The sequence below is a fragment of the Pseudomonas sp. GL_103 genome (genome assembly GCF_057835175.1).
This window is the reverse complement of record NZ_CM174420.1, coordinates 4972203-4990776: the sequence shown is the minus strand read 5'-3', so window position 1 is coordinate 4990776 and position 18574 is coordinate 4972203. Positions and strand designations below refer to the sequence as shown.

Sequence of the window (18574 nt, the reverse complement as noted above, 5' to 3'; positions counted from 1 at the left end):
GTGCCTGATCAATACTCACTTTCCCGGCGGTACCCCGAAGGGTCCGGAGCCGGGTGTATACTCGACTTTCGCGCGAATGCGCCTGCAGGTCTTGCGAACATGACGCAAATTTCCGAACGCCTTCTGGTTCAAGCCCACCTCGACGCCAAACAGCCCAAGCCGCTGACCGCCGATGAAGAGGCTTATTACCGTGCTGCCATCGCTGCCGAGCTCAAGGCTCAGGACGCGGTGCTGGTGGCCCACTTCTATTGTGACCCTGTGATTCAGGCGCTGGCCGAAGAGACGGGCGGCTGTGTTTCCGATTCGCTGGAAATGGCCCGTTTCGGCAACGCCCATCCGGCCAAGACCGTGGTCGTCGCCGGCGTGAAGTTCATGGGTGAGACCGCCAAGATCCTCAACCCGGAAAAACGCGTGCTGATGCCGACGCTCGAAGCGACGTGTTCGCTCGACCTGGGTTGCCCGGTGGACGAATTTTCCGCGTTCTGCGATCAACACCCGGAGCGCACGGTGGTGGTGTACGCCAACACTTCAGCTGCGGTAAAGGCCCGAGCGGATTGGGTGGTGACTTCAAGCTGTGCGCTGGAAATCGTCGAAAGCCTGATGGACAACGGCGAGACCATCATCTGGGGCCCGGACAAGCACCTGGGGACCTACATCCAGCGCCAGACCGGTGCCGACATGTTGCTGTGGGACGGTGCCTGCATTGTTCACGAAGAGTTCAAGTCCAAGCAGCTTGAAGACATGAAGGCGCTGTACCCGGATGCGGCGATCCTGGTGCACCCCGAGTCGCCGACGTCGGTGATCGAACTGGCGGACGCCGTGGGGTCCACCAGTCAGTTGATCGCGGCGGCACAGAGCCTGCCGAACAAGACGCTGATCGTTGCGACCGACCGCGGCATCTTCTACAAGATGCAGCAGTTGTGCCCGGACAAGGTCTTTATCGAAGCCCCAACGGCGGGTAACGGCGCGGCGTGCCGCAGTTGTGCGCATTGCCCGTGGATGGCCATGAACACCCTTGAGCGCACGCTCAAGGCGTTGAAGGAAGGGGCGAACGAGATCTTTGTCGACCCGGCACTGATTCCGCAGGCGATTCGCCCGTTGAAGCGGATGCTTGATTTCACTCAGGCTGCGCGGATGAAGCTGGCTGGTAACGCTTAAAGGCCAGAAAGCAAAAGATCGCAGCCTTCGGCAGCTCCTACAGGTGTAAACGAAACCCTGTAGGAGCTGCCGGAGGCTGCGATCTTTTTTGTGGGCGTTACTTGGTCTTCTTCGGAATCCGCACCAGTTCGGTATTGGAGTAGATGTCATGCCAGCTGCGCTTCTGCTTGTCGAACAGCGACCAGAAGAATCCCAGGCCAACGCAAAGCAGCGAGGCAATCGACACCACAAAGCGCAGCAGCGCCTGCCACAGGCTGATGGACGTGCCATCGGCATTCTGCACGCGGATGCACCAGACCTGCATGCCCAGCGTCTGACCGGACCAGGTCCAGAATTTGGCGAAGAAGCCGAACAGTACGAACAGCAGGACTGTGGAAAGCAGGGGATCGCCGTCCAGCGCACCGGCTTCGGTCAGGGTGCGCATCCTTTCTTCGCCGATGATCGCCATCTGGATCATCTTGTAGATGCCGCTGGTGACGATCAGCAGGGCGGTGCACAACAGGAAATCATAGAACATGGCTGCCAGGCGACGACCCAGGCCAGCGGCAGGAAAGTCGCCCTGGGGGGTAAGCAGGTGTTTCGACATGGCAGGCTCTCGGCGAAAAAAAGAAGCCATTTTACGGATTTACGCGCACAAAAAAGCCCCTGATGTCAGCATCAGGGGCTTTTTCGTTACAGAAGATTAGGCTTCTGCTTGTACTTCGTCAGCCTGCATGCCTTTCTGGCCCTGCACGGCGATGAAAGTCACTTTCTGGCCTTCTTTCAGGCTCTTGAAGCCGTTGCCCTGGATGGCGCGGAAATGCACGAACAGATCCGGACCGCTTTCAGGAGTGATAAAACCAAAACCTTTCTCGTCGTTAAACCACTTGACGGTACCGCTCTGACGTTGGGACATTTCTTATTTCCTTTGACGCAAAAATTAATGACAGTCTCCTTCTCATGAAAGAGTACTGGGGCTGGTTGCAGGAGAGTAAGAAGACGTCGAACGGGATGTAGCTAACTTGTAGGCTACTGCCCAGGTCACGATTCCAAGCGACCCATGCAAACACAGTGAACAAACTCTACGCCAACTACGGGAGAAAAAACAAGCCCTGTGAAGGCCCCGTATTTCCTCAGGTTGATGGCAAAGTCAGTCCACTAGCGGGGGCTTATTCCCTGGTCTTGTTCAGTTGTTTTCGATCGTTATAAGCAAAGTTCATAATCGAAGCTTATAGCCAAACGATGCACTGTTATATGGCGGTTGCGTTACACATTAGTGCACCGTTAACGCAACCGCGTTACTTATAGGAACATTCAATCAGCCGCGATAGTAGCGTTGTGGAACAAATGGCATTTTGCTTACAAGCAAAGGCACCTTTTTCCCACGAACAATCGCCCAAACCGGCGTGTCCAGTGCGATGTAAGCGCTGTCGACATAACCCATGGCCAGCGGACCGCCCAAGGTTGGCCCGAAACCGCCGCTGCAGACGCTACCGATGATGTCGCCGGCTTCGTTGACGATCTCGGCGCCTTCACGCACGGGTGTACGTTCCTGCGGTAGCAGACCTACACGTTTGCGGTTCACGCCTGCCTGTTGCTGGGCAAATACGGTTTCGGCGCCAGGGAAGCCGCCGGCCCGTGCGCCATCAGCGCGACGTGGCTTGGAGATCGCCCACAGCAGGCTTGCTTCGATCGGGGTGGTGTCGGTGTTCATGTCGTGGCCGTACAAGCACAGGCCGGCTTCCAGGCGCAAGGAATCGCGAGCGCCAAGGCCGATGGCGGCCACTTCGGCTTCAGCGAGCAGTGCGCGAGCCAAGGCTTCGGCGTTCGCGGCGGGTACGGAAATTTCGAAACCGTCTTCACCGGTGTAACCCGAACGGCTGGCAAAGCAGTCCACGCCCAGCAGTTTCACGCGGGCAAACTGCATGAAGGTCATCTTCGCCACTTCAGGGGCCAGGCGTGCCAGCACGGTCACCGCAGCCGGGCCTTGCAGAGCAAGCAGGGCGCGCTCTTCGAACAGCGGTTCGATCGTGCACTGGTCGCCAATGTGCTTGCGCAGGTGCGCCAGGTCCTGGTCCTTGCAGGCGGCGTTGACCACCAGGAACAGTTCGTCATTACCCAGGTTGGCGACCATCAGGTCATCAAGGATGCCGCCCGTCGCATTGGTGAACATCGCGTAGCGCTGCATGCCCACTGGCAGATCGATGATGTCCACCGGCACCAGGGTTTCCAGAGCCTTGGCGGCATTGGCGCCGGTCAGGCGGATCTGGCCCATGTGCGAGACATCGAACAACCCGGCCTGGTCGCGGGTGTGCTGGTGTTCTTTCATCACGCCCAGCGGGTACTGCACGGGCATGTCGTAGCCGGCGAACGGCACCATGCGCGCGCCGAGTTCGATGTGCAGTGCGTGCAACGGGGTTTGCAACAGTTGTTCGGTGGACATATTCAGCTCCTGAAGAAGGGTGCAGATGAGCGCGCATCAGCACTCGATAATGTTGACCGCCAAACCGCCACGGGCGGTTTCCTTGTATTTGCTTTTCATGTCGGCGCCGGTCTGGCGCATGGTGCGGATGACCTTGTCGAGGGAGACGAAGTGTTGCCCGTCGCCGCGCAGGGCCATGCGCACGGCATTGATGGCCTTGACCGAACCCATGGCGTTGCGCTCGATGCAAGGTACTTGCACCAGCCCGCCAATCGGGTCGCAGGTCAGTCCGAGGTTGTGTTCCATGCCGATTTCCGCGGCGTTCTCCACTTGTTGCACGCTGCCGCCCAGCACTTCGCACAGGGCACCGGCGGCCATCGAGCAGGCGACGCCGACTTCGCCCTGGCAGCCGACTTCGGCGCCGGAGATGGAGGCGTTTTCCTTGTACAGAATGCCGATGGCTGCGGCAGTGAGCAGAAAACGCACCACGCCGTCGTCATTGGAACCCGGGATAAAGCGCATGTAGTAATGCAGCACCGCTGGAATGATCCCGGCCGCGCCGTTGGTGGGGGCGGTGACCACGCGCCCGCCATTGGCGTTTTCTTCATTGACCGCCAGGGCGTACAGGTTGACCCAATCGAGCACCGACAGCGGGTCGCGCAACGACGATTCCGGGTTCTTGCACAACTGCCGATGCAGCGCGGCGGCCCGGCGCTTGACCTTCAGCCCGCCGGGCAGGATGCCTTCATTACGGCATCCGGCGGCGACGCAGTCCTGCATCACTTGCCAGATTTTCAGCAGGCCGGCGCGGGTTTCCGCTTCCGGGCGCCAGGCGCTTTCGTTGGTCAGCATCACCTGGCTGATCGACATCCCGTATTTGACGCAATGACCGAGAAGATCCTTGGCGCTTTTGAACGGAAAGGTCAGGGGCGTGGCGTCTTCGACGATGCGATCGGCGCCGGCGGCGTCCTCATCGACCACAAAACCGCCGCCGACCGAGTAGTACTCGCGGCTGCGGATCTGCAGGCCCGCTGCGTCGAAGGCGCGAAAAATCATGCCGTTGGGGTGATAGGGCAACGGTTTGCGAATCATCGCCAGGTGTTCTTTCTCGTTGAACGCAATGCTGTGTTCGCCGAGCAGGTTCAAGCGGCCGTTGCCGCGAATCTCTTGCAGGCGCGCGGCGACGGTTTCGGTGTCAACAGTGTCCGGGTGTTCACCTTCCAGGCCCAGCAATACAGCCTTGTCACTGCCGTGGCCTTTGCCGGTGGCGCCCAGCGAGCCGTACAGCTCGACCTTGACGCAGGTGGTGGCCGTCAGCAGCCCTTCACGGCGCAGGCCTTCGACGAAACGCGCAGCGGCGCGCATCGGGCCGACGGTGTGGGAGCTGGAGGGGCCGATGCCAATCTTGAACAGGTCGAACACGCTTAACGACATGGTGGTTCTCCGGTTTCTTGTTATAGGCGTATCACGGGAGATGCTTTGCGTAGGAGCTGCCGCAGGCTGCGATCTTTTGATCCTGTTTTTTCAAGATCAAGATCAAAAGATCGCAGCCTGCGGCAGCTCCTACAGGGTATTGCGGTGTTTCTGAAAGTGGGGGCGAGTAAACCCGCCCCCCCATTGGTTTAAGCGTAGCTTTCGATCGACGGGCAGGCGCAGACCAGATTGCGGTCGCCAAACACGTTGTCGACGCGACCGACCGGCGGCCAGTACTTGCCTTCGATCAGCGACGCAACCGGGTAAACCGCTTGCTCACGGCTGTACGGGTGAGGCCACTCGCCCACCAGCTCCTTGGCGGTGTGCGGCGCGTTTTTCAGCGGGTTGTCGTCCTTGTCCAGGGTGCCGTTTTCCACTGCGCGGATTTCTTCGCGGATGCGGATCATGGCGTCGCAGAAGCGGTCCAGTTCTTCCTTGGACTCGCTTTCGGTCGGTTCGATCATCAGCGTGCCGGCCACCGGGAACGACATGGTCGGCGCGTGGAAGCCGAAGTCGATCAGGCGCTTGGCGACGTCATCGACGCTGATGCCGCTGCTGTCTTTCAGCGGACGCAGATCAAGGATGCACTCGTGCGCCACCAGGCCGTTGCTGCCGGTGTACAGAACCGGGTAGTGCTCTTCGAGGCGACGGGAGATGTAGTTGGCATTGAGGATCGCCAGCTGCGAAGCACGCTTGAGGCCCGCGCCACCCATCATACGAATGTACATCCAGGTGATCGGCAGGATGCTCGCGCTGCCGAACGGTGCTGCGCAAACGGCACCTTCCTTGCGCTCCATCTGTGCGTGGCCCGGCAGGAATGGCGCCAGGTGCGATTTCACACCGATCGGGCCGACGCCCGGGCCGCCACCGCCGTGGGGGATGCAGAAGGTTTTGTGCAGGTTCAGGTGCGACACGTCGCCGCCGAACTTGCCCGGGGCGCAGAGGCCGACCATGGCGTTCATGTTGGCGCCGTCGATGTACACCTGGCCGCCGCTGTCATGAACGATGCCACAGATTTCGCGGATGCCTTCTTCGAACACGCCGTGGGTCGACGGGTAGGTGATCATCAGCGCGGCGAGGTGTTCGCGGTGCTCGATGGCCTTGGCGCGCAGGTCTTCGATATCAACGTTGCCACGGGCATCGCAGGCGGTGACGACCACGCGCATGCCGGCCATTTGTGCGGTGGCCGGGTTGGTGCCGTGGGCCGACGACGGGATCAGGCAGATGTCGCGACGGTCTTCGCCACGGCTCTGGTGGTAGGCACGGATCGCCAGCAGACCTGCGTATTCACCCTGGGAGCCGGCGTTCGGTTGCAGCGAAACCGAGTCGTAGCCGGTGGCAGCGCAAAGCATTGCTTCCAGTTCGTCGGTCAGTTGCTGGTAGCCGGCGCTTTGCTCGGCCGGGGCGAACGGGTGCAGGGCGCCGAACTCGGCCCAGGTCACCGGGATCATTTCGCTGGCGGCGTTGAGTTTCATGGTGCACGAACCCAGCGGGATCATGGTGCGGTCCAGCGCCAGGTCCTTGTCCGCCAGTTTGCGCAGGTAGCGCATCAGCTCGGTTTCCGAGTGATAGCGGTTGAACACCGGGTGGCTGAGGATCGGCGACTGACGCACCAGCGTGGCCGGGATGGCGCTGACGACCGAGGCGGCGAGGGCGGCGAAGTCCGGCAGGGCCTTGCCGTCGGACAGCAGGCTCCACAGGGTTTCAACGTCGGCCTGAGTGGTGGTTTCGTCCAGGGACAGGCCAAGGCGCTCGCCATCGACCATGCGCAGGTTGATGCGCTGGGCGTGCGCCTTGTCGTGCAGGGCGGTGGTTTGCGCGCCGGTCTTCACGGTCAGGGTGTCGAAGAAGCTCGCTTGCTCGACGCTCAGGCCCAATGCGCTCAAGCCTTTGGCCAGGATTGCGGTCAGGTGATGCACGCGATTGGCGATCTGCGTCAGGCCTTTCGGACCGTGGTACACGGCGTACATGCTGGCGATGTTGGCCAGCAGTACTTGCGCGGTGCAGATGTTGCTGGTCGCTTTCTCGCGACGGATGTGTTGCTCGCGGGTCTGCATGGCCAGGCGTAGGGCCGGGTTGCCGAAACGGTCTACGGAAACACCGACCAGGCGGCCCGGCATGTCACGCTTGAACGCGTCCTTGGTGGAGAAGTACGCCGCGTGCGGGCCACCGAAGCCCAGCGGCACGCCGAAGCGCTGTGCACTGCCGATGGCCACGTCGGCGCCGAATTCACCCGGCGCGGTCAGTACGGTCAGGGCCAGCAGGTCGGCAGCCACGGCAACAAGGGCGTTGGCGGCGTGGAAGCGCTCGGTCAGCTCGCGGTAATCGAACACGTCACCGTTGCTCGCCGGGTATTGCAGCAGCGCGCCGAAGAACGGCGTCACGTCAGTCAGCTCACGCTCGTCGCCAACCACCACGTCGATGCCCAGAGGCTCGGCACGGGTGCGCAGTACGTCGAGGGTCTGCGGGTGGCAATGCACGGAGGCGAAGAATTGGTGGCTGCCCTTGTTCTTGCTCAGGCGTTTGCAGAAGGTCATGGCTTCGGCGGCGGCGGTGGCTTCGTCCAGCAGCGAGGCGTTGGCGATCGGCAGGCCGGTGAGGTCGCTGATCAGGGTCTGGAAGTTCAGCAGCGCTTCGAGACGGCCCTGGGAAATTTCTGGCTGGTACGGGGTGTAGGCGGTGTACCAGGCCGGGTTTTCCAGCAGGTTGCGCAGGATCGGCGACGGCGTATGGGTGCCGTAGTAACCCTGACCGATGAAAGTCTTGAACAGCTGGTTTTTAGTCGCGATGGACTTGATCAAGGCCAGGGCATCGGCTTCGCTCAAGCCGTCTTCCAGGCCGAGGACGCTGGTGCCCTTGATGCTGTCGGGAATCACGCTGGCGCTCAGGGCTTCCAGGGAGTCGAAACCGAGGCTGTTGAGCATGGCTTGCTCGTCACCGGCGCGCGGGCCGATGTGACGGGCGATGAATTCGTTGGCGGTGGTCAAATTGATCTGGGTCATGTCAGTGCTCCTCAGGCTTCGGCTTGGGCTTTGATCAGACGGTCGTAGGCGTCCTGATCCAGCAGTTGGGCGACAGCGGAGGCGTCGCTTGGCTGGAAGCGGAAGAACCAGCCTTCGCCCAGCGGATCTTCGTTGACCAGTTCAGGGCTGCTGTCCAGCGCCGGGTTCACTTCCAGCACTTCGCCGTCCAGCGGCATGTACACGCCGCTGGCAGCCTTTACCGATTCCACGGTGGCGGCTTCGGCGCCTTTGTCGTAGGACTGCAGCTCAGGCAGTTGAACGAAAACCACGTCGCCCAGGGCGTTCTGTGCGAAAGCGGTGATGCCGACCGTGACGCTGCCGTCAGCTTCGGTGCGCAGCCATTCGTGATCTTCAGTAAAACGCAACTCGCTCATGGAAACTCCTAAGGGGCCAGACTCGTCTGGTGGACGCGATTGAATGCTTGGGCAATGCCCGGGTTATGGAGGAGTACATAGCAAGAACGCGGCCAACGTTGTTTTTATTGTTATTGATCAATGATTTAGGTGGTTTCGACAAACGCTGAAAATCAATCGTTGTAGCGAAATCGATACGGCATATGTCAATGATAAAAGCCGAGGTGGATCAAAGCCTTGCACAGCCGTGATCGGAGAGGGGTGTAGCGATATCGTTCCGCTGTAGCGCTTTCAGTACAGGTGGAGGTCGTTTTTAAACAGGTGAAGAAGTTTTCGAAGTGACAATCCGTTCCGTAGGAGCTGCCGCAGGCTGCGATCTTGTCGCAGGCACCATAAGATCAAAGTCAAAAGATCGCAGCCTGCGGCAGCTCCTACACAGGTTGGTGTACACAGCCCACCATCTGTCGACGCAAGGCTTCAAGTCTTGTTGGGAATCCCGTACTTGCGCAACCGATGGGCAATCGCCGTGTGGGAGGTTTGCAGGCGGGTCGCCAGTTGCCGGGTCGAGGGATAGCTGGCGTAGAGTTTTTCCAGCAGGGTTTTCTCGAACTCGTCCATGGCCTGTTCCAGGCTGTCGACGTCATGGTCGCTCTGGCGGGCTACCGAGGTGCCAGCGATGTCGAGGTCGCCGATGTCCACCAGGCTGCTTTCGCAAATCGCCGCGGCGCGGAAGATCACGTTCTGCAATTGCCGCACGTTGCCCGGCCAGCGGTTGCCCAGCAGCGCCGGGTAAGTGCCCGGCGCCAGGCGGCAGATCGGTCGCTGGATCTGCGCACAGGCCTGCTGCATGAAGTAGCGGGCCAGCAGCAGGATGTCCTGGCCGCGTTCGCGCAGGGGCGGCACTTCGACGTTGAGGACGTTGAGGCGATAGAACAGGTCTTCGCGGAACAGGCCTTCGCTGACCATTTTTTCCAGGTCGCGGTGGGTGGCGCTGAGGATCCGTACGTTGACCTTGACCTCACGGTCACCGCCGACCCGGCGAAAACTGCCGTCGTTGAGGAAACGCAGCAATTTGGCCTGCAAATACGGCGACATCTCGCCGATTTCATCGAGAAACACCGTGCCCTGGTTGGCCAGCTCCATCAGCCCCGGCTTACCACCTCGTTGCGCGCCGGTGAAAGCGCCGGGGGCGTAGCCGAACAGTTCACTTTCGGCGAGGTTCTCCGGCAATGCCGCGCAGTTCAACGCCAGAAAGGGGGAGCTGTGCCGGGCGCTGATGGCGTGGCAGGCGCGGGCCACCAGTTCCTTGCCGGTGCCGGTTTCGCCCTGGATCAGCAGCGGTGCATCGAGGGCCGCCACCCGCTGGGCGCGCGCCTTGAGGGTGCGGATCACCGGGGACTCGCCGAGCAATGCATCGAAACCTTCGGCGTGGTCATGGTGCAGCGCGGAAAGGCGTTCGCCGATGCGGTTCGGTTGGTACAGGGTCAGCAGGGCGCCGGCGTCGGTGATCGGTGTGGCGTCGAGCAACAGGGTCTGGCCGTTGACGGTGATTTCCCGCAACGGCAGGCGAAAGCCGTGTTCGAGCAGGGCGTCGAGCAGGGCCGGGTCGGAAAACAGGTCACCCACGCTTTCACCATCCGGTTCGCGGCCGTACAGGGCGATCAGGGCCGGGTTGGCCAGCAGCACCTTGCCGTCGCTGTCCAGTGCCAGCACCGGGTCGGTCATGGCTGCCAGCAAGGCGTCGAGCTGCAAGTGCCGGCGCTGGCCGGGCAGGATGTCGACCACCGTCACCGCTTGCACGCCACGCACGCTGAACAGGGCATCGCGCAGTTCTTCGAGGACTTGCGGGCTCAGGGTCGGGGCGTCGATATAGACATTGGGCGGGACCATTTCCACCGCATCCAGGTTCAGATTGCGCCCGCCGAGCAGGGCCAGGACTTCCTGGGTGATACCGACGCGGTCGATGAAGCTGACGTGGATACGCATGGGGCGGTCTTGGGGTCTGCAGTGCGGAGGGTGGCAAGTATGCCTTGGGGCGGGCTAATGGTGAAATTTTGCGCGGGATATGCGGGTAACGAAGATCCCTGTGGGAGCGAGCAGGCTCGCTCCCACAGGTACAGCTTCTACTTGGAGGCTGGGTTATTCGAAGTGTTCGGGGTTTACCGGGTCGCCTGATTTCATATTCAACTGCTGCCGGATGTCTTCAAACATCAAATCGTAATGTTTGTGGACCGATCCGATCTGGCTGTGCGTCTTCGGAATCCCGTACTTCTCGGCGATTTTCGTCACGTTGCTGGCGAAGTTGTAGGCCTCCTCCTTGGGCAGGAAGAAGGGCTCTGACATCTCCTTGCCCTGAATGCTGCCATGCATAGTGAACTGGATGCCTTTTTCCCCTTTGGCATTCTTGCTGACTTCATAGTCGAGGTGCACGTTGTAGCTGACATCATCCGGGGTCAGCGCATGTCGTTCGATGTGCAAGTGACCTGGCTCAAACTGTGCCATAGACGTCTCTCCTTACAAGTAGGTAATGCCAGCTGTTGCCGTACTGATGCGCGTGCCGGCCTTGCCCTGGACGATCGCTTCGATGTCCGCGAGCGAACCGATCACTGCGACTTTTCCAGTATGGCGCGCGAATTCGCAGGCTGCCTGCACCTTCGGTCCCATGGAGCCGGCGGCGAAGCCGAGTTTTTCCATTTCGTCGGGGTGGGCCTGGGCGATGGCTTTCTGCGTGGGTTTACCAAAATCGATGAAGGCGGCGTTGACGTCGGTGGCGATCACCAGCAGATCGGCTTCAAGCTGTTCGGCCAGCAGCGCCGAGCACAGGTCCTTGTCGATGACCGCTTCGACGCCCTCGAGTTTACCGGGCGAGGTATACATGGTCGGAATGCCGCCACCGCCGGCGCAGATCACGATGCTGCTTTTTTCCAGCAGCCATTTGATCGGGCGGATTTCGAAGATGCGTTTGGGTTTCGGGCTGGCGACCACGCGACGGTATTTGTCGCCGTCCGGGGCAATGGCCCAGCCTTTCTCGGCGGCCAGTGCTTCGGCCTCATCCTTGGTATAGACAGGGCCGATGGGTTTGGTCGGGTTCTTGAAGGCCGGGTCATTGGCATCGACTTCGACCTGGGTCAGCAAGGTCGCGAAGGGCACTTCGAAGTCCAGCAGGTTGCCCAGTTCCTGTTCGATGATGTAGCCGATCATGCCTTCGGTCTCGGCACCGAGCACGTCCAGCGGATAGGGCGAAACCGAGGTGTAGGCCGCCGCCTGCAATGACAGCAGGCCGACCTGAGGGCCATTGCCGTGGGCGATGACCAGTTGGTTGCCGGGATGGATTTTGGCGATCTGTTCGGTGGCGATCCGGATGTTGGCGCGCTGGTTGTCAGCGGTCATGGGTTCGCCCCGGCGGAGCAGGGCATTACCGCCCAGAGCAACGACGATACGCATGGTGCTAGTCCTTTATGGGTAGGAGCTGCCGAAGGCTGCGATCTTTTGATTTTGCTATTGATCTTCAAGATCAAAAGATCGCAGCCTTCGGCAGCTCCTACGGGTCAGTGAGCGATCAAGAGGACATGATCAGCCGTTAGAGATCAGCCAGCGTCGACACCAGAATCGCCTTGATGGTGTGCATGCGGTTTTCCGCTTGCTCGAAGGCGATGCAGGCCGGCGACTCGAACACGTCATCGGTCACTTCGATGCCGTTGCTCAGGTGCGGGTACTGCTCGGCAATTTGCTTGCCGATCTTGGTGTCGCTGTTGTGGAACGCCGGCAGGCAGTGCATGAACTTGGTGCGCGGGTTGCCGGTGGCTTTCATCAGTTCGGCGTTGACCTGATACGGCAGCAGTTGCTGGATGCGCTCGGCCCAGGCTTCAACCGGCTCACCCATCGACACCCACACATCGGTGTGGATGAAGTCCACGCCCTTGACCGCCGCTTTCGGGTCTTCGGTGAGGGTGATGCGCGCACCACTTTCTTCGCCGTACTGTTTGCAGCGTGCCACCAGGTCGTCCGCCGGCCACAGGGCTTTCGGGGCGCAGATACGCACGTCCATGCCGAGCTTGGCGCCGATCAGCAGCAGCGAGTTGCCCATGTTGTTGCGCGCGTCGCCCAGGTAGGCGTAGCTGATCTCGTGGATCGGCTTGTCGGCGTGCTCACGCATGGTCAGCACGTCGGCGATCATTTGCGTCGGGTGATACTCGTCGGTCAGGCCGTTGAACACCGGTACGCCGGCGAACTTGGCCAGTTCCTCGACGATTTCCTGCTTGAAGCCACGGTACTCGATGGCATCGTACATGCGCCCGAGCACGCGGGCGGTGTCCTTCATGCTTTCCTTGTGGCCGATCTGCGAGGAGTTCGGGTCGATGTAGGTGACGTTGGCGCCCTGGTCATAGGCTGCGACTTCGAATGCGCAGCGGGTGCGGGTCGAGGTCTTTTCGAAGATCAGCGCGATGTTGTTGCCCTTGAGATGCTGCTGTTCGGTGCCGGTGTACTTGGCACGCTTGAGGTCGCGGGACAGGTCGAGCAGGTAGCGCAATTCGCGAGGGGTGTGGTGTTCCAGGCTCAGCAGATTGCGGTTATGGATATTGAACGCCATTTTGGATCTCCTAAGGTGTCGGTTATCCCCTTGGCCTGCGCATGCCCTTGGGTAGAGGGCAGCGCGGGCCAAGGTTCATAGGTTAGTAGTCAATCGGGTCGCGGATGATCGGGCAGGTCATGCAATGGCCGCCGCCCCGTCCCCGGCCGAGTTCGCCGGCGCTGATGGTGATGACTTCCACACCGGCCTTGCGCAGCAGGGTGTTGGTGTAGGTATTGCGGTCGTAGCCGATGACCACGCCTGGCTCCACGGCCACCACATTGTTGCCGTCGTCCCATTGCTCGCGTTCGGCGGCGAAGCTGTTGCCGCCGGTTTCCACCACGCGCAACGCTTTGAGGTTCAGGGCCTGAGCCACGGTGTCGAGGAAGTTGGTTTCTTCGCGGCGGATGTCGATGCCCCCCGCTTTGCTTTCATCGGGACGCAGGGTGAAGGCGACAATCTGGTTCACCACTTCCGGGAAGATCGTGACGAGGTCGCGATCGCAGAAGCTGAACACCGTGTCCAGGTGCATCGCCGCGCGGGATTTCGGCAGGCCGGCGACGATCACTTTCTCGACGGCCTTGTTTTTGAACAGGTTCACCGCCAGTTGGGCAATGGCCTGGCGCGACGAGCGTTCGCCCATGCCGATCAACACCACGCCGTTGCCGATCGGCATCACGTCACCGCCCTCAAGGGTGGAGTTGCCGTGTTCTTTGTCCGGGTCGCCGTACCAGATCTGGAAGTCGGCGTTGGTGAACTCGGGGTGGAATTTGTAGATGGCGGTGGTCAGCAGCGTTTCCTGACGGCGCGCCGGCCAGTACATCGGGTTGAGGGTGACGCCACCGTAGATCCAGCAGGTGGTATCGCGGGTGAACTGGGTATTGGGCAGTGGCGGCAGGATGAAGCTGGAGTTGCCGAGGAAGTCGCGGAACATCTCGATGGCCTTGCCACCGAAACTGGTCGGCAAATCATCGCCCGATACGCCGCCGATCAGGAACTCGGCAATCTTGCGTGGCTCCAGGCTACGCAGCCACGAGGCGGTTTCGTTGATCAGGCCCAGGCCCACTGAGTTGGCGGTGATCTTGCGTTCCAGAATCCAGTCCAGGGCTTCGGGAATTGCGACGATGTCGGTCAGCAGGTTGTGCATTTCCAGCACATCGATGTTGCGTTCGCGCATCTTGGTGACGAAGTCGAAGTGGTCGCGCTTGGCCTGGGCCACCCACAGCACATCATCGAACAGCAGTTCATCGCAGTTGTTCGGGGTCAGCCGCTGATGGGCCAGGCCTGGGGAGCAAACCATGACTTTGCGCAGTTTGCCGGCTTCGGAATGGACGCCGAACTTAACTTTTTCCTTGGTCATTACAGTGATCCTCCAGATGACAAAACAGGGTTGTGCTTCTAGAAACAGGAGCTAAAGGGTCAGGAAACCGTCGTAGAGACCGTAGGCCGCCACCACGGCGCCGACGACCACCGCAGCGAAAATCAGCTTCTCGACGTTGGTGAAAACCGGTTTGTTGATTTCCAGCTTGGCCTTGGCGAACAGGATCACGCCGGGGGCGTAGAGCAGGGCGGACAGCAGCAGGTACTTGATGCCGCCGGCGTACAGCAGCCAGATCGCGTAGATCAGGGCCACGGCGCCGATGATCAGATCCTTCTGCCGCTCGCCCGCCGCGCCTTCGTAGCTTTCGCCACGCACCGCCAACAGCAACGCATAGGCCGCCGACCACAGGTAAGGCACCAGGATCATCGAGGTGGCGAGGTAGATCAGCGACAGATATGTGCTGGCGGAGAACAGCGTGATGACCAGGAAAACCTGGACCATGGCATTGGTCAGCCACAGGGCGTTGACCGGTACATGGTTGGCGTTTTCCTTGCGCAAAAACGCCGGCATGGTGTGGTCCTTGGCGGCGGCGAACATGATCTCCGCGCACAGCAGCACCCACGACAGCAACGCCCCCAGCAACGAGATGATCAAGCCCACGCTGATCAGCACCGCGCCCCAGTGACCGACCACGTGTTCCAGCACGGCGGCCATTGACGGGTTCTGCAGTTTGGCCAGTTCCGGCTGGGTCATGATCCCCAGCGACAGCACGTTGACCAGGACCAAAAACAGCAGCACGGTGACAAAGCCGATCACGGTGGCCTTGCCCACATCGCTGCGTTTTTCCGCCCGGGCCGAAAAGATGCTCGCGCCTTCGATGCCGATGAACACCCACACGGTGACCAGCATCATCTTGCGCACCTGGTCCATCACACTGCCCAGGTCCGGGTTCTTCAGGCCCCAGATATCGGCGGTGAAGATGTCCAGTTTGAAAGCGAACAACGCGATCAACATGAACAGCAGCAGCGGCACGATCTTGGCGACGGTGGTCACCAGGTTGATGAACGCTGCTTCCTTTATTCCTCGCAGTACGAGGAAATGTACGGCCCAGAGCAGCACCGAGGCGCCGATCACGGCAGCAGGGGTATTCCCCTCCCCAAATAGCGGAAAGAAGTAGCCGAGCGTGCTGAACAGCAAGACGAAGTAGCCAACGTTGCCCAGCCAGGCACTGATCCAGTACCCCCAGGCGGACGAGAAGCCCATGTAGTCGCCGAACCCGGCCTTGGCGTAGGCGTAAACCCCGCCATCAAGATCGGGTTTGCGGTTGGCCAGGGTCTGGAACACGAACGCCAGGGTTAGCATGCCGACGGCGGTGATCGCCCAACCGATCAGAATGGCGCCGACATCCGCGCTGGCCGCCATGTTTTGTGGCAAGGAAAATATCCCGCCACCAATCATCGAACCCACGACTAACGCAACCAGCGCGCCGAGTTTCAGTTTTCCGGGAGCTTCAGACATTGCATGACTCCAATGCAGGAGAAGAGAGGCAACAGACTAATTCCGTTGGCTATCCAATCAGCTGACTTAGATCACTAAATGAGAACCTTCCCAGGTTGTTGGCGGAGTGCCATCATTTGCGGGGTTACTGCCTGTAATGCTTGTTCTAGAGCCTTTTGTAGATTATTTCAGTACTTTTAGAATTTGTTTCGAATTATGACGCTAGTTGGATTTTCAGAATCTGCAAATTTTCCTGATGAGTTTCTTGTACAAAATTGATGTATTAAAAAAACGTATACAACAAATGATTATATCGGCGCCTCTAATAGCCGTTTTATGCAAGTAAAAAGACGATTGTTGGCGTTATCCAATAAACGTTATTACTCTTCAACAGTTTAGTTGATGCCCGTTATGTGACGATCTCGCGGCAGTTGTCGCCCCACAGAAAAATGGAGATGCACGATGGCGCAATCACCGAACAAGCTTCGCCTGAGCGCATTGATCGCGTTGGTGGTGGGTTCGATGATCGGTGGCGGGATCTTTTCCCTGCCGCAAAACATGGCGGCCAGGGCCGATGCCGGGGCGATCCTGATCGGTTGGGCAATCACTGCCGTCGGCATGCTGACCCTGGCGTTCGTGTTCCAGACCCTGGCCAATCGCAAGCCGGAACTGGACTCCGGGGTGTATGCCTACGCCAAGGCCGGGTTCGGCGACTACATGGGCTTTTCGTCCGCCTGGGGCTATTGGATCAGCGCCTGGCTGGGCAACGTCGGCTACTTCGTGCTGCTGTTCAGCACCCTCGGTTATTTCGTTCCGGTCTTTGGCGAAGGCAACACGCCGATCGCCATCGTCTGCGCTTCGGTGCTGCTCTGGACCGTGCATTTTGTGGTGATGCGCGGGATCAAGGAGGCGGCGTTCATCAACCAGGTAACCACAGTGGCCAAGATCGTGCCGCTGATCATGTTCATCGTGATCGCTGCCGTGGCGTTCAAGGCGGACATCTTTACCCTCGATATCTGGGGGCGCAACAACCCGGAATTCGGCAGCGTGATGGATCAGGTCCGGCACATGATGCTGGTCACCGTGTTCGTGTTCATCGGTATCGAGGGCGCCAGTGTCTATTCGGCCCGGGCAGAGAAACGCTCCGACGTGGGCCGCGCGACGGTGATCGGGTTCATTGGGGTATTGGCACTGCTGGTGCTGGTGAACGTGCTGTCGCTTGGGATCATGACCCAACCGCAACTGGCGAAATTGCAGAACCCCTCGCTGGCGGCGGTGCTTGAACATATCGTCGGCCCCTGGGGCGCGTTGCTGATCAGTATCGGCCTGGCGATCTCGCTGTTGGGGGCCTTGTTGTCCTGGGCGCTGCTGTGCGCCGAAATCCTGTTCGCCACGGCGAAAGACAAGACCATGCCGGCATTCCTGACCAAGGAAAACGCCAACCATGTGCCGGTCAATGCGATGTGGCTGACCAACTCGATGATCCAGTTGTTCCTGCTGATCACCCTGTTTTCCGCCGGCACCTACACCAGCCTGATTTATCTGGCGTCCTCAATGATTCTGGTGCCGTACCTGTGGTCGGCGGCCTATGCGGTGTTGTTGTGCGCACGGGGTGAAACCTACCAACAGGCACCCGCCGAACGGTTCAAGGACCTGCTGATCGGTGGCATCGCCCTGGGCTACGCGGTGTGGTTGCTGTATGCCGGCGGCCTGAAGTATTTGCTGCTGTCGGCCTTGCTGTATGCGCCGGGTGTGATCCTGTTTGCCAAGGCTCGTAATGAGCAGGGCAAGCCACTGTTCACGGTGGTCGAGAAAGGCATTTTCACCTGTGTCATCGGTGGTGCGGGGCTGGCGGCTTATGGGTTGTACAGCGGCTTGCTCAGTCTGTGAAGGCGTTGCTGGCATATCAACCACCCTATGACTGGCCGGCGATGCTGGGGTTCTTGTCGGCGCGAGCGATTGCTGGCCTGGAAACGGTGGTCGAAGGTGTCTACTCGCGCAGCATCGACGTGCATGGCGTTCACGGTACGTTTTCGATCCAGCCTGCTGCATCCGATGCACTTGAGCTGACCCTGGACTTTCCGGAGGCTGCTGCCGTGCCCGAGATCGTTGCGCGAGTGCGGCGAATGTTCGACCTGGATGCCGACCTGTCCACGATTCACCGGCACCTGGCGGTTGATCCGCTGATGGCGCGGTTGATTGCCGAGCGCCCCGGGTTGCGTGTACCGGGGGCGTGGGATGGGCTGGAACTGGCGATCCGCGCGGTACTGGGACAGCAGATTACGGTGGCGGCGGCGATTCGGTTGGCGGGCAAGCTGGTGGCGCAACACGGTGTGCCATTGAGTTCACCGCAGTCGGGATTGAGCCATGTGTTTCCCACGGCTGACGTGCTGGCGAGGGCGGATCTGGCGACGCTGGGCATGCCGAAAAGCCGAGGCCGGACCTTGTCGGGGGTGGCTCAGGCACTGCTCGATGATCCGCGATTGTTTGAGCCCGGTCGGGAGGGGGGCGTAGCGCGGTTGCTGGCGTTGCACGGGGTTGGTGACTGGACGGCGCAATACATTGCCTTGCGGCAATTGCGGGAGATGGATGGGTTTCCTAATGGTGACGTGGGGCTGATCAATGCGCTGGTGGCGCTGGAGGGTGGGCCGGTGACAGCGAAGCAGCTGTTATTGCGGGCTGAGGGGTGGCGGCCTTATCGAGGGTATGCGGCGCAGGTGCTATGGACTGCTTTGAGTCGGGTGGACTGAACTGATCCGGAATTTGTACTGACAGTCC

The 18574-nt window shown here is 60.3% G+C and carries 15 protein-coding genes; 3 read left to right on the top strand and 12 right to left on the bottom strand.

What is annotated here, in order from left to right; all coding sequences use genetic code 11:
• The first annotated feature begins 99 nt into the window (after nt 1-99).
• Nucleotides 100-1158 carry a quinolinate synthase NadA gene (gene nadA, locus AC3IP0_RS22385; RefSeq protein WP_007995624.1) on the top strand — a complete coding sequence of 353 codons (1059 nt, stop codon included), beginning with the start codon at nt 100-102 and terminating at the stop codon, nt 1156-1158.
• 97 nt (nt 1159-1255) lie between these two features.
• Here nadA and AC3IP0_RS22380 read toward each other — a convergent pair whose 3' ends face one another.
• From AC3IP0_RS22380 to arcD (AC3IP0_RS22325), 12 genes are all read right to left on the bottom strand, one after another.
• Entirely contained in the window at nt 1256-1744 is a 489-nt protein-coding gene (locus AC3IP0_RS22380) for an RDD family protein (protein ID WP_489317035.1), read from the bottom strand.
• A 96-nt stretch (nt 1745-1840) separates the two neighbouring features.
• Nucleotides 1841-2053 (bottom strand): cold-shock protein, encoded by a 213-nt coding sequence (locus AC3IP0_RS22375; RefSeq protein ID WP_007977299.1) that lies wholly within the window; start codon nt 2051-2053, stop codon nt 1841-1843.
• A gap of 402 nt (nt 2054-2455) precedes the next feature.
• Complete coding sequence (gcvT, locus tag AC3IP0_RS22370; RefSeq protein ID WP_489317034.1) at nt 2456-3580, bottom strand: glycine cleavage system aminomethyltransferase GcvT; 1125 nt, start codon at nt 3578-3580, stop codon at nt 2456-2458.
• Between the two features lie 36 nt (nt 3581-3616).
• A complete protein-coding gene (locus AC3IP0_RS22365; protein WP_489317033.1) occupies nt 3617-4993 on the bottom strand; it encodes an L-serine ammonia-lyase in 1377 nt (458 codons plus the stop codon).
• 188 nt (nt 4994-5181) lie between these two features.
• Complete coding sequence (gene gcvP / locus AC3IP0_RS22360; RefSeq protein WP_489317032.1) at nt 5182-8034, bottom strand: aminomethyl-transferring glycine dehydrogenase; 2853 nt, start codon at nt 8032-8034, stop codon at nt 5182-5184.
• 11 nt (nt 8035-8045) lie between these two features.
• On the bottom strand, nt 8046-8429 hold the full coding sequence (gene gcvH, locus AC3IP0_RS22355; RefSeq protein ID WP_008047373.1) for a glycine cleavage system protein GcvH: 384 nt from the start codon (nt 8427-8429) through the stop codon (nt 8046-8048).
• A 456-nt stretch (nt 8430-8885) separates the two neighbouring features.
• Nucleotides 8886-10394, bottom strand: a complete 1509-nt coding sequence (locus AC3IP0_RS22350; RefSeq protein WP_489317031.1) for a sigma-54-dependent transcriptional regulator — start codon at nt 10392-10394, stop codon at nt 8886-8888.
• A 153-nt stretch (nt 10395-10547) separates the two neighbouring features.
• Nucleotides 10548-10910, bottom strand: coding sequence for a DUF5064 family protein (locus tag AC3IP0_RS22345; RefSeq protein WP_108215109.1), 363 nt, complete (start codon nt 10908-10910; stop codon nt 10548-10550).
• 12 nt (nt 10911-10922) lie between these two features.
• Nucleotides 10923-11852, bottom strand: coding sequence for a carbamate kinase (arcC, locus tag AC3IP0_RS22340; protein WP_489325958.1), 930 nt, complete (start codon nt 11850-11852; stop codon nt 10923-10925).
• Nucleotides 11853-11988: 136 nt separating this feature from the next.
• Entirely contained in the window at nt 11989-12999 is a 1011-nt protein-coding gene (locus AC3IP0_RS22335) for an ornithine carbamoyltransferase (RefSeq protein WP_489317030.1), read from the bottom strand.
• A gap of 82 nt (nt 13000-13081) precedes the next feature.
• Nucleotides 13082-14338: an arginine deiminase gene (gene arcA / locus AC3IP0_RS22330; RefSeq protein WP_150757911.1), complete on the bottom strand. Its 1257-nt coding sequence runs from the start codon at nt 14336-14338 to the stop codon at nt 13082-13084.
• 51 nt (nt 14339-14389) lie between these two features.
• On the bottom strand, nt 14390-15817 hold the full coding sequence (gene arcD, locus AC3IP0_RS22325; protein WP_489317029.1) for an arginine-ornithine antiporter: 1428 nt from the start codon (nt 15815-15817) through the stop codon (nt 14390-14392).
• A gap of 441 nt (nt 15818-16258) precedes the next feature.
• On the opposite strand from arcD (AC3IP0_RS22325), the gene arcD (AC3IP0_RS22320) reads away from it, so the two are divergent.
• Together arcD (AC3IP0_RS22320) and AC3IP0_RS22315 are read left to right on the top strand one after the other, a co-directional pair.
• Nucleotides 16259-17686 (top strand): arginine-ornithine antiporter, encoded by a 1428-nt coding sequence (arcD, locus tag AC3IP0_RS22320; protein ID WP_489325956.1) that lies wholly within the window; start codon nt 16259-16261, stop codon nt 17684-17686.
• A complete protein-coding gene (locus tag AC3IP0_RS22315) occupies nt 17683-18546 on the top strand; it encodes a DNA-3-methyladenine glycosylase family protein (RefSeq protein ID WP_489325954.1) in 864 nt (287 codons plus the stop codon). The genes arcD (AC3IP0_RS22320) and AC3IP0_RS22315 overlap by 4 nt, the downstream gene beginning before the upstream one ends.
• Nucleotides 18547-18574: the final 28 nt, after the last annotated feature.